The 14,996-nt window shown below is 38.3% G+C and carries 16 protein-coding genes, 1 tRNA gene and 3 pseudogenes; 8 read left to right on the top strand and 12 right to left on the bottom strand.

Going from position 1 to position 14,996, the window contains the following annotated elements; genetic code table 11:
• Positions 1-27 precede the first annotated feature (27 nt).
• Together M5121_RS10660 and M5121_RS16000 are read right to left on the bottom strand one after the other, a co-directional pair.
• Positions 28-786 carry a LamB/YcsF family protein gene (locus tag M5121_RS10660; protein WP_249571161.1) on the bottom strand — a complete coding sequence of 253 codons (759 nt, stop codon included), beginning with the start codon at positions 784-786 and terminating at the stop codon, positions 28-30.
• 139 nt (positions 787-925) lie between these two features.
• Positions 926-1,144, bottom strand: a pseudogene (locus M5121_RS16000) (helix-turn-helix domain-containing protein); the annotation flags it as partial.
• Here M5121_RS16000 and M5121_RS10650 point away from each other — a divergent pair.
• Positions 1,140-1,376, top strand: a pseudogene (locus tag M5121_RS10650) (IS3 family transposase); the annotation flags it as partial. The pseudogenes M5121_RS16000 and M5121_RS10650 sit on opposite strands and share 5 nt — an antisense overlap.
• Positions 1,377-1,638: 262 nt before the next feature.
• Here M5121_RS10650 and M5121_RS10645 read toward each other — a convergent pair.
• Complete coding sequence (locus M5121_RS10645; RefSeq protein WP_249571160.1) at positions 1,639-2,409, bottom strand: SDR family NAD(P)-dependent oxidoreductase; 771 nt, start codon at positions 2,407-2,409, stop codon at positions 1,639-1,641.
• Positions 2,410-2,552: 143 nt separating this feature from the next.
• Between M5121_RS10645 and M5121_RS10640 the strand changes: the two genes are divergently transcribed.
• A complete protein-coding gene (locus M5121_RS10640) occupies positions 2,553-3,599 on the top strand; it encodes an AraC family transcriptional regulator (RefSeq protein WP_249571159.1) in 1,047 nt (348 codons plus the stop codon).
• On the opposite strand, the gene prmC is transcribed toward M5121_RS10640, so the two are convergent.
• Positions 3,596-4,414 (bottom strand): peptide chain release factor N(5)-glutamine methyltransferase, encoded by an 819-nt coding sequence (prmC, locus tag M5121_RS10635; protein WP_249571158.1) that lies wholly within the window; start codon positions 4,412-4,414, stop codon positions 3,596-3,598. The two genes, M5121_RS10640 and prmC, sit on opposite strands and share 4 nt — an antisense overlap.
• Positions 4,414-5,502: a peptide chain release factor 1 gene (gene prfA, locus M5121_RS10630; RefSeq protein ID WP_005159595.1), complete on the bottom strand. Its 1,089-nt coding sequence runs from the start codon at positions 5,500-5,502 to the stop codon at positions 4,414-4,416. Before prfA ends, prmC begins: the two co-directional genes overlap by 1 nt.
• Positions 5,503-5,751: 249 nt before the next feature.
• On the opposite strand from prfA, the gene yiaA reads away from it, so the two are divergent.
• From yiaA to M5121_RS10615, 3 genes and pseudogenes are all read left to right on the top strand, one after another.
• Positions 5,752-6,219, top strand: a complete 468-nt coding sequence (yiaA, locus tag M5121_RS10625) for an inner membrane protein YiaA (protein ID WP_249571157.1) — start codon at positions 5,752-5,754, stop codon at positions 6,217-6,219.
• Between the two features lie 234 nt (positions 6,220-6,453).
• Complete coding sequence (locus M5121_RS10620) at positions 6,454-6,885, top strand: YMGG-like glycine zipper-containing protein (RefSeq protein ID WP_005159589.1); 432 nt, start codon at positions 6,454-6,456, stop codon at positions 6,883-6,885.
• Between the two features lie 111 nt (positions 6,886-6,996).
• Positions 6,997-7,302, top strand: a pseudogene (locus tag M5121_RS10615) (DUF4372 domain-containing protein); the annotation flags it as partial.
• 539 nt (positions 7,303-7,841) lie between these two features.
• Here M5121_RS10615 and M5121_RS10610 read toward each other — a convergent pair.
• The 5 genes from M5121_RS10610 to M5121_RS10590 all read right to left on the bottom strand — a co-directional run bounded on the left by M5121_RS10610 (position 7,842) and on the right by M5121_RS10590 (position 9,974).
• Positions 7,842-8,060: a cold-shock protein gene (locus M5121_RS10610; RefSeq protein WP_004661818.1), complete on the bottom strand. Its 219-nt coding sequence runs from the start codon at positions 8,058-8,060 to the stop codon at positions 7,842-7,844.
• A 396-nt stretch (positions 8,061-8,456) separates the two neighbouring features.
• Positions 8,457-8,666 carry a cold-shock protein gene (locus M5121_RS10605; RefSeq protein WP_004661817.1) on the bottom strand — a complete coding sequence of 70 codons (210 nt, stop codon included), beginning with the start codon at positions 8,664-8,666 and terminating at the stop codon, positions 8,457-8,459.
• 492 nt (positions 8,667-9,158) lie between these two features.
• The gene (locus M5121_RS10600) at positions 9,159-9,368 is read right to left on the bottom strand and encodes a cold-shock protein (RefSeq protein WP_004661816.1); all 210 of its coding nucleotides are present in this window, start codon (positions 9,366-9,368) and stop codon (positions 9,159-9,161) included.
• A 107-nt stretch (positions 9,369-9,475) separates the two neighbouring features.
• The gene (locus M5121_RS10595) at positions 9,476-9,709 is read right to left on the bottom strand and encodes a hypothetical protein (RefSeq protein WP_005159582.1); all 234 of its coding nucleotides are present in this window, start codon (positions 9,707-9,709) and stop codon (positions 9,476-9,478) included.
• 188 nt (positions 9,710-9,897) lie between these two features.
• Positions 9,898-9,974, bottom strand: a tRNA-Met gene (locus M5121_RS10590).
• A 320-nt stretch (positions 9,975-10,294) separates the two neighbouring features.
• On the opposite strand from M5121_RS10590, the gene ruvC reads away from it, so the two are divergent.
• A complete protein-coding gene (ruvC, locus tag M5121_RS10585; protein ID WP_005159580.1) occupies positions 10,295-10,840 on the top strand; it encodes a crossover junction endodeoxyribonuclease RuvC in 546 nt (181 codons plus the stop codon).
• Here ruvC and M5121_RS10580 read toward each other — a convergent pair.
• Positions 10,837-12,330 (bottom strand): NAD(P)H-hydrate dehydratase, encoded by a 1,494-nt coding sequence (locus M5121_RS10580; protein ID WP_249571156.1) that lies wholly within the window; start codon positions 12,328-12,330, stop codon positions 10,837-10,839. The two genes, ruvC and M5121_RS10580, sit on opposite strands and share 4 nt — an antisense overlap.
• A gap of 22 nt (positions 12,331-12,352) precedes the next feature.
• Between M5121_RS10580 and queG the strand changes: the two genes are divergently transcribed.
• Complete coding sequence (gene queG, locus M5121_RS10575; protein WP_249571190.1) at positions 12,353-13,468, top strand: tRNA epoxyqueuosine(34) reductase QueG; 1,116 nt, start codon at positions 12,353-12,355, stop codon at positions 13,466-13,468.
• An 87-nt stretch (positions 13,469-13,555) separates the two neighbouring features.
• The gene (bioB, locus tag M5121_RS10570) at positions 13,556-14,545 is read left to right on the top strand and encodes a biotin synthase BioB (protein ID WP_249571155.1); all 990 of its coding nucleotides are present in this window, start codon (positions 13,556-13,558) and stop codon (positions 14,543-14,545) included.
• A gap of 43 nt (positions 14,546-14,588) precedes the next feature.
• Here the strand turns inward: bioB and M5121_RS10565 are convergent, their stop codons facing one another.
• Positions 14,589-14,801: a hypothetical protein gene (locus M5121_RS10565; protein ID WP_249571154.1), complete on the bottom strand. Its 213-nt coding sequence runs from the start codon at positions 14,799-14,801 to the stop codon at positions 14,589-14,591.
• Positions 14,802-14,996 lie beyond the last annotated feature (195 nt).

Raw genomic sequence — 14,996 nt, 5'->3', positions numbered from 1 at the left:
AGCTCTTTTAAAATGTTTAAAACTCATTCAAAGACTAAAAGCACGAACTTCAATTTGATTTTCTAACAATACTTGGCGAATCTTTTCTGCCATTTGTACCGCCCCAAAGGTATCACCATGCAAACAAATGGTATCTGCCTGAATTGTAGTGAAATCCCCTTCAATCGACTCAATACCTCCATTCTGAATCATGCTCAGTACACGTTGAGCTACGACTTCTGCATCATGTAAAACAGCACCTTCTAAACGGCGTGAAACTAGTTCACCATTACGATGATAAGCACGATCAGCAAATGCTTCAGAAATAACGCCAACTCCCTGCTTACGAGCAAAATTAATTAAAGGCGAACCCGCCAATGCAACTAACACTAAATTTTTATCTGAATGCTGTATTGCATCAATCACTGCTTGAGCTTGAGTTAAATTGGTGGCAATAGTGTTATATAAAGCACCATGTGGTTTGACGTAAGTCACTTTTGTTCCAGCGATTTGAGCCAACCCTTGCAGCGCTGAGATTTGATAAAGGACATCTGCGTATAATTCATCATAAGATACATCCATATTACGGCGACCAAAACCAACCCGATCTGGATACGAAACATGCGCTCCCACACTAACATTTTGAGCAGCCGCTTGTTTTAAGGTATTTAACATATTGACAGGATCGCCTGCATGAAAACCGCATGCAATATTGGCGCTACTCACAATCGCAAGAATTTGCTCATCATTTCCCATTTTCCAAGCACCATAGCTTTCGCCTAAGTCGCTGTTTAAATCAATATGCATATAAAAACCTAATGCTGATTTTATGATCCGATAATTGAGTAATATATTCGAAGTGATTACAAAATCACATATTTTATCGACTTTAACAGCTTATAGCTCTCGATTAACGAATGGCTATACTTGAATAAATGATCTTAAATTACATATTTTTTTTACGAAGTTCTCTTGGTGTCATGCCAAACAGCAGTTTGAACTGATCTGTAAATCGAGACTGAGATTGATAACCACATTGTTCAGCAATATTACCAATATGTAATTGCCTGGTTTGTAATCAGTGCAAACCATATCCTAGTCGTACTTGATTTCGAATATCTTGAATATTATTTCCTTCACTTTTAAGCCTACGCCTTAAAACGGTAATTCAAAGTCTAGCTGTGACTAAGGTTACGGTTTCTTGTGCCTGTAAATATCTAAGTGTTAGCACTTCGGGATACTATGCTTGGCGAAAGCGACAGATGTATGTCCATCAGAAATATACTGATTTAAAAGCTATTTATTGGCAGCACCATGCTCGCTTAGGAGCACCTTCATTGACGCATAACATGCATGATTTAGGTTACTGCATAAGTGAACATACAGTTGGAAGAATGAGCATTTTAGTTGCCGCCTGTTGGATTCTATTTGTAACACAACCATTTAAAAACGAGCTAGATGCAGAACAGATCAAAATTGGATATTTCATCTATACACCCCCTATTGAGTGAATGAATGATTTGCAAAATTGTACAAAAACCAGCAGAAATGACTAAAACTCAAAGCTAGTTTATGAATAAACCATATCAACACAAAAACAGTTGTAAATTTTCATTCACAACTGTTTTATAAATAAATCTATAAATGGTTTAAATAAATTTATTTCGCAGCCATACGAATACCGCCATCTAAGCGGATCACTTCACCATTTAAATATGAATTTTCAGCAATATGTGCAACCAAACGACCAAACTCTTCAGGACGTCCCAAACGTGATGGATAAGGCACCATTTGCCCTAAGGCATCTTGTACATTTTGCGGTAAGCCTTTCAGCATTGGAGTTTCCATAATCCCTGGTGCAATGGTTAAAACACGAATTTGATGACGTGCTAACTCGCGCGCAATCGGAAGCGTCATCGCAACTACAGCACCTTTTGATGCAGAATAAGCCGCTTGTCCAATTTGCCCATCAAAAGCAGCAACTGAAGCTGTATTTACAATCACCCCACGATCTTCATCGCCTTCAGCAACAATATTTTTACTCATTGCATCTGCTGCGAAACGCAACATGTTAAATGTACCCGTTACGTTGATATGTAAGGTTTTTGAGAACATAGCTAAATCATGTACAGATTCTTTGCCCACAACTTTTGCTGAGGGTCCAATCCCTGCACAGTTGACTAGTCCATATACCGCACCATATTTTGCAACAACATCTTTAAAGAATTGCTCTGCAGCTTGTTCATCAGTTACATCTAATTTTACAAATTCAGCTTGTGCACCTAATGCTTGTGCCTGTTGTTCACCCGCTTCAATATTCATATCGACTAAGGTAACCGTCGCACCTTGTTTAATGAGAACCTCTGCTGTTGCAGCACCTAAACCAGAGCCACCACCAGTAATAACAAAATGTTTTCCTTGAATTTTCATCTAAATTTCCTCGTAAATTAAAAATATAAATTTTTATAAGCGAGAGTAAAGCCAAGTTTTTTCCGATACAATTCCTAAAAGTAGCAAAAGTGATGCGACTTTTGAGCATTCAACCTATTTACTCTTCTATATTTCATTTTTATATGAACAAAAGCGCCGATATCGATCTTAATTCTGCTAAAGATACAATTTCAATTGCTTTAATTCGTGAAGCATTGAGTGTTGCCGCAAGTCGAGGTTTAGATATTCTTCATATTGCTAATCAAGCAGGCGTTTCAGTCGAACTGCTCAGTTCAACCAAAGCCCGTGTTCAAGTGATGCAATGTGCACGATTGTGGATTGAGCTAGCAGAACATATGAATGATGAGTTTCTAGGAATGGATCGCCATCCAATGCGTCGAGGAAGCTATAGCTTATTGGCAAAGTTGGCATTCAGTGCAGAAACATTAGAACAAGCTATTCAAGAAATCTTAAAGTTTCTGAGTTTAGTGTTGGATGACATTCAAGGTGAATTGATTCAACAAGGTGCAAAAGCATACTTAATTTTGCATGACCGTGAACATCCTAAACGAATGTTTACTTATTCGACCTATTTGATGTTAGTCCATAGTTTAATGTGTTGGCTAAGTGACCAGCGCATCCCTTTTCAGAAAATGACCTTTAAATGTCATCAACCTGTCGAAATACAGGATTATCGTGTTCGTTTTTGCGAAGATATTCAATTTAATGCTGATCAAAATCTCATTGAATTTGATGCAAACTACCTCAAACACAAAATCAAAAAAGATAAACAGGCTTTAAATGACTTTCTCAGACAAACGCCTTACAACCTAATAGTTCGCTTTAAAAATGAAAATTCTTTAAGCTTGCAAATACGTCGTCAACTGCTTTTACAACCACCCTCAGAGTGGGATGAACTCAAAGAAATTGCCCAACAACTGAATATGTCAACGGCAACCATTCAACGCCGTTTAAAACAAGAAGGTGTCAGTTATCAGCAGCTAAAAAATGATATTCGCTGCGATATTGCAATTGAACGGCTCAGTAAAAGCAATGATTCAATTCAGAACATCAGTGATGATTTGCATTTCCATGATCCAAGTGCATTTCATCGCGCTTTTAAAAAATGGACAGGCGTTAGTCCCGGTGCTTATCGTGCGAAAACACTATTTAGTAAAATAGAAGCTTAAATAGTTTTTTGTCCTAGACTGACACGGTCATTGCCACCATAATCCTTGATAGTCTGAATCTGCTTAAAACCTTGTTGTTCAAAAATATCTCGTACCGCTTGCCCTTGATCATAACCATGCTCAAGGACAATCCAACCATTGGGTTTAAGCCAATCTTTGCCTTGGGTAATAATGGTTTCAATATCTGCGATACCCTGCTTATCAGCAACCAATGCTCGCTCAGGTTCAGACTTGAGCTTTTGCATATGTACATCATCAGGATCAATATACGGCGGATTGGAGACAATCAAATCAAACTGTTGCTGCTCTAAAGCCTCGAACCAAGCCCCACAAGCGAACTTCACTTGCAACAGCCCGTGTCGAACTGCATTGTCCTGCGCCACGTCTAAAGTTGGTGCGTATATATCAGTTGCAGTGACTTGCCATTGCGGACGCTCACTTGCGAGCGCCAAAGCAATTGCGCCTGTTCCTGTGCCTAGGTCAACAATATTCGCATGTTGATCGAGTGGCAGTTTGAGCACCGTTTCTACCAAAATTTCAGTATCTGGGCGTGGAACTAAAGTGTCATGGGTGACCTTTAAATCCAACGTCCAAAAAGGTTGTGAACCTGTGACATAAGCCAAAGGCTCACCCTGTTCGATACGTGCAAGCCCTTCTAAAAAAGCCTGTTCCTGTATTTCAGTCAACTCTTGCTCAAGTCTTAATTTGAGTTCTAAAGCATTGATACCTAGTAGGTGTTCAAGTAGCCATGCCGCCTCTTGACGTTCATAGCTATCAATTTCACCTTTGATTTCTAAGGCTTGAGCAATATTCATTAGCCGCCATTTTCCTGCGCAAGCATCGCCAACTGATCCGCCTGATATTCACGATGTAAGCTATCCAGCAATTCCGTTAAATCACCTTCCATAATTGCATCCAACTTATATAAAGTCAGGTTAATACGGTGATCAGTCATACGACCTTGAGGGTAGTTATAGGTACGAATACGTTCAGAACGATCACCTGAACCGACGAGGTCACGGCGCATTTCTGAAGTTGCTGCATCAGCGGCTGCACGTTTAGCATTTTCTAAACGTGAGACTAACAATGCCATCGCTTTGGCTTTATTCTTATGTTGCGAACGCTCTTCCTGACATTCCACTACCACACCCGATGGAATATGGGTAATACGCACCGCAGAATCGGTTTTGTTAATATGCTGACCACCTGCACCTGATGCACGATAGGTATCAATGCGCAGATCGGCGGGATTGATTTCAACTGTGGTATCTACATCCACTTCTGGCAGAATCGCAACAGTACACGCTGAAGTGTGTACACGACCTTGAGATTCAGTCGCAGGTACACGTTGAACACGGTGTGCACCACTCTCAAATTTCAAACGACCATAGACGCCTTCGCCATCAATACGGCAAATGATTTCTTTATAACCGCCATGCTCACCTTCATTTTCCGAAAGTACTTCAATACGCCAACTTTGTGTTTCAGCATATTTGCTATACATACGGAATAAATCACCCGAGAAGATCGCAGCTTCATCACCACCTGTACCCGCACGCACCTCAAGATAGGCTGCATTCGCATCATTTGGATCTTTCGGAATCATTAGAACATTTAATTGTTCTTCGAGATTAACGAGAAGCGCTTTATTTTCTTTAATTTCTTCTTCAGCCATATCTTTGAAATCGGGATCTGATTTCATTATTTCAGCCGTTTCAATATCTTCTTCAGCTTGACGATATTTGCTCCAAACCTCAGTGATTTCTGTTAAATCATTATGTTCGCGAGACAATTTACGAAAACGTTTATTGTCCGAAATTACTTCTACATCAGCGAGCAATGCAGTCAGCTCTTCGTGACGATCACAAAGTTGATCCAGTCTTAAACGGAGTGATGCTTTCATGGGCGGAATATCTCAAAACTAAAGACTCAGTGCCGATCAAAATAATGAAGCACGAGCAAAATCAAAAAATTGCGCGTAGTTTACAGATTCTAAGGCTTAAAAGACATAGAGAAACTAGGTAACTTACCAATCCCCTATTATTTCATCACAAATTCTGCGTTTTTTTAGTATGTATAGGTTGTTCTCTTACCTGTGCTTCGATATAAATAATCAAAGATAAATTAGAATGATAAAACAATAGGATAAACCATGAGTAATTTAATAAACCGCCCTACACTCGCCTTCACAGCCGCAAGCTGGCTTGCGGTTCTTATTGGTGTTGTTGGTTTTATGATTGGATTGTGGAATGCAGAAATGCCTCTGCATGAAAAAGGCTATTATTTGATCATTCTATTATATGGACTGTTCTCCACGATCTCACTACAAAAAACATTACGGGATCAATTAGAAGAAATACTTGTGACTATGATTTATGTTGCACTTTGTTGGGCATCAGTTGGTATTTGCATTGGATTATTACTATTTAGTTTAACTAACGCTACGCTCACTTTAAGTGAAAAAGGGTACTACATTATGTCTTTCTTACTCAGTTTGTTTGGCGTCACAGCGACCCAAAAGAACATTCGTGATCTCGATCATTTACGTCATCAACAAGAAATAAATTCTCATCAACCCAAATTAGAAGAAGAGTCGAGTAAGAAAGTTCCATTAGATTAATTACAATCCATTAAAGAGTGCTTGTCGTTTAAGCCTCTTTTTGTGAATTAAATCAGTATTTGATTGATTACAAATATTTATTTCACATTATTCAGGATTGTTATTAACAAAACACTATATTCTCCTTACTAAGTAGTAATAATTTCTGTCGGTATCTCCATATTTTCTTTCTCAAACTTTGTTACATTTGCAGTCATTAAAAAGATGTCCCATTACTGGGAACATGGAGTCAAAATGAAAGCGAATATTTTGTTATTGAGCGCAATTTTAGCAAGCTCAACTCTAGCAACCAGCGTGTATGCTGATAATGCCACACGTGTTGCAGCAACTTCTGCTTTAGGTAGTGTTGTTGGTACAGCAATTGGTAAAGAAATTGGTGGTAATAATGGTGCGATGATTGGCTCTGCTGTCGGTGGTGCTGGCGGTGCGGCGGCTGCAAGTAGCAAACGTACTCGTACTGAAGCTGCGATTGGAGGTGGTCTAGGTGGTGTTGGTGGCTACACTGTAGGTAAAAATGTAGGTGGAACCACAGGTGGATATATCGGAGCGGCAGCCGGTGCAGCGGGCGGTGCAGCATTAGGTCGTCAAGTTGGTCAAGATCGTGATTATGACAATCGCCAAGATAACAAACGCCATTGGAAAAAGAAAAAACATCGTCATCATTAATCATTCTAAAAAGTACCTTAGGCACTGCTGTCCCATAGTTAGAGTTAAATAAAAAAACCTGAGTCCAAAGTAGTTAAAATATAAGTGCGAACAAACACTTCAACTACAAGGATTCAGGTTTTTTCACATCAGAATACGGTATTTCATCAATTACTCAAGCCCATTTTGAGACAAGATTTTGAACGTCTTGCAAAACAATACCATCAAGGACAAAAATTAAGATCAGCAACACGATGGGATCAATTTATTGCAATATTAATGTCCCAACTATCATGCCGTCAAAGCTTGAGGGATATTGAATCTAATCTCGAATCACAACAGGAAAAGCTTTATCACCTTAAATTGAAATCGTTTCTAGGCCGTAGCCGCAATGCGATACAAACACAAATATGGATTGCACTAATCGCGTATTTACTGGTGAGTTTTGCGAAACATATGGCACAAGAACGATGGAGTATTCAAAGATTATTAAGAATTATTCAGGTGAATTTATTTGAAAGGAAACCATTGAAGGCTTTGTTTTTACCTGACAAAAAATGGAATAAACAAGAAGAACCTCAGTTGAGGTTCTTCTTGTGATATTTGTGAGACAGCAGTACCCTAAGGTGCTTTTTTCACTAGAAGCTCGTTGCGATCAAAACTAGGAAACTAAACAACAACGTACCTATAGATCGTTTACAATGTACATGAACTTCTTGCTCAAGCCCTTGAGTCAATTGCTCTAAGTTTTCCATAACTTTGCGCTCATTTAATGTACGGCAATTGTTAATTTGCCTAAATAATCCACCAGTTAAAATTAGCAAAAAGTCTAATAATCTGCTAGAGCAATTTTTTAACCAATAGGTTAAATTGTGACAAAAATAGGTATATTATAAGAAATAATAATGATTAAAATTTATAGATACTATCCGAAAATTAAAAAAGCTCACTATTGTGAGCTTTTTTAATTTAGATGTTTAGTTTTGAGCAATTACTGTAATACCAGTTGCTTGAGGTCCTTTTTTACCATCAGCAATAGTGAATGAAACACGTTGTCCTTCATGTAAAACCTTAAAACCGTTACTTTGGATTTCACTAAAATGAGCAAATACATCTTGCCCAGAATCCGCATGAATAAAGCCAAAACCTTTAGTTTCATTGAACCATTTAACTGTACCAGTCACAGTGTTAGACATATATTTAACCTATTAGAAATATTTGGAATGCTTAGCAGCAAGTAACTTGGAATCATAAACTCTGAGATTAAATCTGATAACACGAAAGGTTTATCTAAACTACGAGATGAAAGATTTTCTGAATCAACAGTGTTATTCTTCTAGTTATTATTTAATATACACCACTTTACTTTTTCGGCACAAACATTATCTAACTGTACATGAAAAATTGGGGGCGAATAGTTGTATTACTAAAAAATCCTATTAAAAAACAATCGCTTTTAGCATTTCAAAAATTGTAAAATTTCATTTATCTCAATCAAATAATTATATTTAAAAATTATTTTATGCTTTTCTCGCACATAAAAAACATCAAAAAAGCCCACATATGTGAGCTTTTTTTTACTGGTCTAAAAATTAGATAACAGTGATGAGCGTTGCTTGTGGTCCTTTCTTACCTTGACCAAGTACGAAAGAAACGCGTTGGCCTTCTTGTAATACTTTAAAACCTTTGCTTTGGATTTCGCTGAAGTGAGCAAAAACATCTTGACCAGAATCAGCTTGAATGAAACCAAAACCTTTAGTTTCGTTAAACCACTTAACAGTACCAGTAACTGTATCAGACATACTTTTAAACCTTTTAAAATTTGTTCATTTATAAATTAAATCAAAATTTTCATCCTGACTTAACTTAATCTATCTTTATTTGACAGATACTGCAAGCATAGCAAATTTTAAGTCATACGAGATAGTGCATGTATGAAAGTATTGAAAGTTTTATCTCTTGAATGAAAGAGGTTGAGCTTTAATAAACCAAATCATGTAAAAATAACATTCTTTTCTAAATCAAAAAATTAGCTTTGATAGTGTAGTTACACAACTTATAAAACTTAAGATTTACTGACAAGAGATCATAAAAAATATTTTATCTTTCTCATTTAAGATTTTCTTATATACAAATTTACTGATTGCTTTCTTATACAAAATTCGGCTTTTAGGCAGAAGATCAACCTCTATAAAGCTTAGAATCTCATGCATAGCACAACTAGAAATCAAAAGATAGTTTTTGGATATAACAAAAAGCCCACATAAAGTGAGCTTTTTTTTCAAGCAATCTTATTAGATAACTTTAATTGTAGTTGCTTGTGGTCCTTTTTTACCTTGACCAAGTACAAACGAAACGCGTTGGCCTTCGTTTAATACTTTGAAACCATTGCTTTGGATTTCACTGAAGTGAGCAAAAACATCTTGGCCAGAATCAGCTTGAATGAAACCAAAACCTTTAGTTTCGTTAAACCACTTAACAGTACCAGTAACTGTATCAGACATACTTTTAAACCTTTAAACTTTGTTCATTTATGAATTAAATCAAATTATGAATATTGATTTAACCCAATCTATCTTTAACCAATAGATACTTCAAGTGCGTAAATTATCTATATTAATCGATAAAGCTGATTAACATCGGTATAGAAGCTTTTCCCATCTAGATTAAAATCGACTTCTCGACCCGACTCTAGCTGGATTTTCTTTCCAACCTCTACCCATTTGAAACCATCCAACGTATTTTGTTGACGTTTCAGCGGGATAATTTGCACACAAATTTCATTGCCATTGCTGGCTTTGGCTACACGCCATTCATTAATAATTTTCAACACAAAATCACTCATTTCTGAGCTCAAGTGATCGATTTGGATTTACTATAACGCTAGATATATGGAGAGAGGTAAACTACAATTCTAGAATCTAATAATTTTTAGCTTTCTTTAGGGTTATTTCAGCTAACTTAATTGCTGTCTAATCTTTCAGATAACAACAATTCAATAATCACAGAGCTAATATTCAATTAACTTTAAAGTGGTAGCGGGAGCTGGATTTGAACCAACGACCTTCGGGTTATGAGCCCGACGAGCTACCAGACTGCTCCATCCCGCATCAACATCTTGATCAACATGTTTGATCAATGAGATGCTTTATACGCCCATCTCCCCCACAATGCAAATTTTTTTTAGAAAAAGCACATAATTTACTGCCTAACGCTCAAATTAAACACAAGTTGACTAAAAACCAACCAAAATAAGTCTTACTAGTTGATCTGTTCGAAAGAGACCAAATTTTGGAATATGCACTCAATAAAACCAACTCTGTTTAATAAATCCACTATTTTCTTATAATTCAAAATCCTACAAAAATATTATGTATCAAGAAGCCTGCTATGTAACAATATCAACAATCTTTCATTTTTATAGTTCGACATGTCATTAATTATTGGTATTGATCCTGGTTCACGCTTAACAGGTTATGGAATTATCGAAAAAGATGGCAATAAACTACGTTTTGTCGATGCAGGAACCATTCGTACTGAAACTCAAGCAATGCCTGAACGACTAAAACGTATTTTTGCAGGTGTTGAACGTATTGTTAAATTTCACGGTCCTACTGAGGCTGCCGTTGAACAAGTTTTCATGGCGCAGAACCCTGATTCTGCTTTAAAACTTGGACAAGCCCGTGGTGCGGCAATTGCGGCATTGGTCAATTTAGACCTACAAGTCGCGGAATATACTGCTCGTCAAATCAAACAGTCAGTGGTAGGTTACGGCGCTGCTGAAAAAGAGCAAGTTCAAATGATGGTGATGCGTTTATTGAACTTAAGCATTCAACCACAGGCTGATGCAGCCGATGCGTTAGCTGCTGCAATCTGTCATGCCCATGCTTCAGGCAGTATGAGCAAAATGGCGGTGTTAAATGCGCTCGGTGGTATGGCTCGTGGACGGAGTCGTTCAAGTAGTAGAAGGCGTTAGTTTTCTTGATTTACCACTGTGTAAATCATTTTGCCCATTTCGTGTGCTTGTAAACCACGCATTCCATGTTCAGCCAGTAAATTCCCTGCCTGTGCATGCAAACTCACAATTTCATGCAATGCGACTTGCTCATGAAATTGTGCTTTTAAACTGGCAATCATACCTGCGAGCACATCCCCCATTCCTCCTGTACCCATTCCTGCATTGCCTTGGGTACAGATAAATAATTCAGCTTCTAAGACCAAGCTACCTGCCCCTTTAAGCACCCATTGTCCTGCATATTTTTGCTCTAGCTGATAAATTGCTGCAATACGATCTTGCTCAATGTCCGCAGCCGTACAACCCAATAAAGTTGCTGCTTCACCAGGATGTGGGGTTGCGTAAACATGAGTATTTAATTTTTGAGGATGTTTTGCCAAAAACCAAAGCCCATCTGCATCCAATACCACTTCTAAATGCGAATTTTGGTTGAGTAAATCGAACCATTGCTGATAAATCTGCTCTGCCCATTCATCCCGTCCCAAACCCATACCAAAACAGACTGCATCCACATGGTTTAATAAGGTTTGGATTGCATCTTGATCCAACGAATTAATATCTCGCACCATAATGTTTGGTGAACGCGACAGAATGGCCTGATAGTGTTTGGCATGACAGACCACACTAACTTTTCCAGCACCTGCATGAAAAGCAGCTTCAGCAGACATAATCACGGCTCCGCCCATATCCGCATGACCACCAACAACAAGTACATGCCCATAACTTCCTTTATGTCCAAAAGCTTGGCGTTTCGGTAATACAATTTTTTCAGGTGATAGATATGCAAGTGGTTTTAATTCTGCATCAATTGGGATCAAGCTGACTAAATGTAGTTTTCCCACATATTCCTTACCTTGCCCAGTAAACAGCCCTGCCTTATATCCTAAAATGGTAAAGGTATGATCGGCTTGTATTACACATGGTAAAGCTTGACCTGTATTGGCATGTAGCCCACTCGGAATATCGATAGCAATCTTTAAACCAATCTGTGAGTTAAACAACTGGATGATCGACTGCCATTTTTGATCTAGCATTCGATTGAGACCTATGCCAAACAGAGCATCAATATGACAATCAAAAGTTGGAATTTCTTGGTGATTCGTATTTTCCGACAATAAATAATCGATACTTTTAATATCAACTCGATTTAACAGTGCATATTGTACAGCTTGTTTTAAATCTAAAGATTGACCGAGTTCAGCTGCATAAACCGTGATGTGAAATCCATGTTGCTTTAGAAAAGCAGCGATATAGTAACCGTCACCTGCGTTATTACCTTGTCCACACCAAATTGCGATCTTTTGAATTTTATTTTTATTAAATGGTTCAATTAACTGCTGTGAGATTGTCCAAGCTGCTTGTTGCATCAGTCCTAAAGATGAATTTTGCTGTGCAAACCAACGCTGCTCCCATGCTTGAATGCTTTGGCTATGGTAAACTGAACGTTGCATGTTATCCCCTAATTATTGGTTTATGGCTTCAACCACATCCTCTGGAAAATCACTTGATAAAATTGAGCTTCAGCAGCTTGATCCTCAAGAGCTTAAAGACTGGATCAAAGCTCAGGCTTTGGCTTTGGGTTTTTCTGATTGTGTCATTGCCAAGCCTGATGCTCAAGATCAAATGCCACGTTTTAAAGAATATTTAAAACGGGGTTACCATGCAGATATGCACTATTTAGAGGAAAACCTAGAAAAACGTGCTGATCCAACATTGCTTGTACCTGGAACTAAAAGCATTATTTGTGTGCGAATGAACTATCTTGTGGCATCACCCAAGCCCCGTTATGTACCATTTGAACCAAATTCAGCCATTATTGCGCGTTATGCACGTGGGCGTGATTATCATAAAATCATGCGTGGACGACTTAAAACCTTAGCCACCCAAATCAGGGAAAAAGTGGGCGATTTTGAATCACGTCCTTTTGCCGACTCGGCTCCTATTTTTGAGAAATCTCTAGCCGAAAGTGCGGGTATGGGTTGGACAGGCAAACATACCCTACTCATCCATAAAAAATCAGGTTCCTTTTTTGTTTTGGGTGAACTATTTACCTCACTTGAATTGCCTTTTGATCAGCCTGCGACTGCACATTGCGGTTCATGTACTGCCTGTATCGACATTTGCCCAACCCAAGCGATTGTTGAACCTTATATGCTGGATGCCAGAAAATGTATTGCTTACTTAACCATTGAATATAAAGGCATCATTCCAGAAGAATTACGTTCAGGCATAGGCAACCGTATTTTTGGTTGTGATGACTGTCAGTTGATTTGCCCGTGGAATAGCTTTGCCAAAACTGCATCCATTCCAGATTTTAATCCCCGTCATGGTCTAGATCACATCAGTCTACTGGATATCTGGCAATGGGATGAGGCGACTTTTCTTACCAACACTGAAGGCAGTCCAATACGCCGTACAGGCTACCAATCCTTTAAACGGAATATTGCAATCGGCTTGGGAAATGCTCCATACTCGGCTGAAATCGTGAGCCAATTGAAAGAAGCAAAAGCTCTACACGATGAGATTGTCAATGTACATATTGAGTGGGCAATTCAACAACAATTGCAGCAAATAAACGTACCTGAATAGAAAAATGATGTTTTTTGCCCTTTGGCTTTGGCACGATTTCTGTATGATTAATCTCAATGTTTGTAATCGATCATCATGGATATAACAATGACTTTACGTAATGACTGGACTCGTGATGAAATCCAAGCTTTATATGACCAACCTTTTTTAGACTTAGTATTTGAGGCACAAGGCGTTCATCGTCAGCATTTTCAGGCAAATACCATTCAGGTCAGCACCCTGCTTTCAATCAAGACAGGTAAATGTCCAGAAGACTGTAAATATTGCTCACAATCGGCCCATTACGATTCAAAACTAGAAGCAGAAAAACGGATTGCGGTGGATAAGGTCATTCGTGAAGCACAGGCAGCAAAAGAGTCTGGCTCTTCCCGTTTCTGCATGGGCGCTGCTTGGCGCAATCCACACGAACGTGACATGCCTTATGTGCTGGAAATGGTTCGTGAAGTGAAAGCGTTAGGCATGGAAACCTGTATGACTTTGGGGATGTTGAATCAGTCTCAGGCAGAGCGTTTAAAAGATGCAGGTTTAGATTATTACAATCACAATCTCGACACTTCCCGTGAATACTATTCACATATTATTAGTACGCGTACTTTTGATGATCGTTTAGATACTTTAGATCATGTACGTCAAGCGGGTATGAAAGTATGTAGTGGTGGTATCGTTGGCTTAGGTGAAAGTCGTAATGACCGTATTGGTTTACTGCATGAGCTTGCAACCATGCCTGTACATCCTGAATCTGTGCCAATCAACATGCTGGTTCCGATTGAAGGCACACCACTTGCCGATGTTGAAAAACTGGATGTGACCGAATGGATTCGTACCATTGCGGTTGCGCGTATCATTATGCCTCATAGTTATATTCGATTATCGGCAGGACGCGAATCACTGAGTGATTCAGATCAAGCGCTTGCATTCATGGCAGGTGCAAACTCGCTTTTTTCTGGTGATAAGTTATTGACTACGCCTAATGCTGGAGAAGGTAAAGACCAAATCCTATTTGCTAAATTAGGTTTAACAGCAGAAAAACCGAAACCAACTGTTGCTGAACTCTCCGTAGATGCTATGAGTGCATAAACAAAAAAAGCCTTGTTATTTGACAAGGCTTTTTCCGATCATATTAAATTGATGTCACTAAAATACCGTATTTGGAATTTAAAAACATTCCTACACGAATAATATCCACACCTGCTGCATGTGTGACTGACAACTCTTGAGTATGTACATCAAAATGGAAAGAATCAAAAATATCCTGATGCTGCATCAACCATAGAATGGTATCAGTCGTACTTTCATCTACCTTATAAGTTTCTGACTTAAAATCTTTATCCATACTATTCAAATATCTTTGCTTGATCTATTTATCATAAACAATCAATAGTTTTTATGCAGCTTGTAAAAAAAACACTTAGCCAAAGGAGATTAATAGCAGAACTTTGATAATTTTGATGTGTGCTGAATTAGCAGGAGACTTTCACTTGGGAGATTCTAGGCAGCTAACCGATAAAAGTCTTCTGCCATTTGATTT

Source organism: Acinetobacter sp. ANC5681 (assembly GCF_023488045.1).
Lineage (GTDB): Bacteria > Pseudomonadota > Gammaproteobacteria > Pseudomonadales > Moraxellaceae > Acinetobacter.
This window is presented reverse-complemented; position numbering and strand designations above follow the sequence as displayed.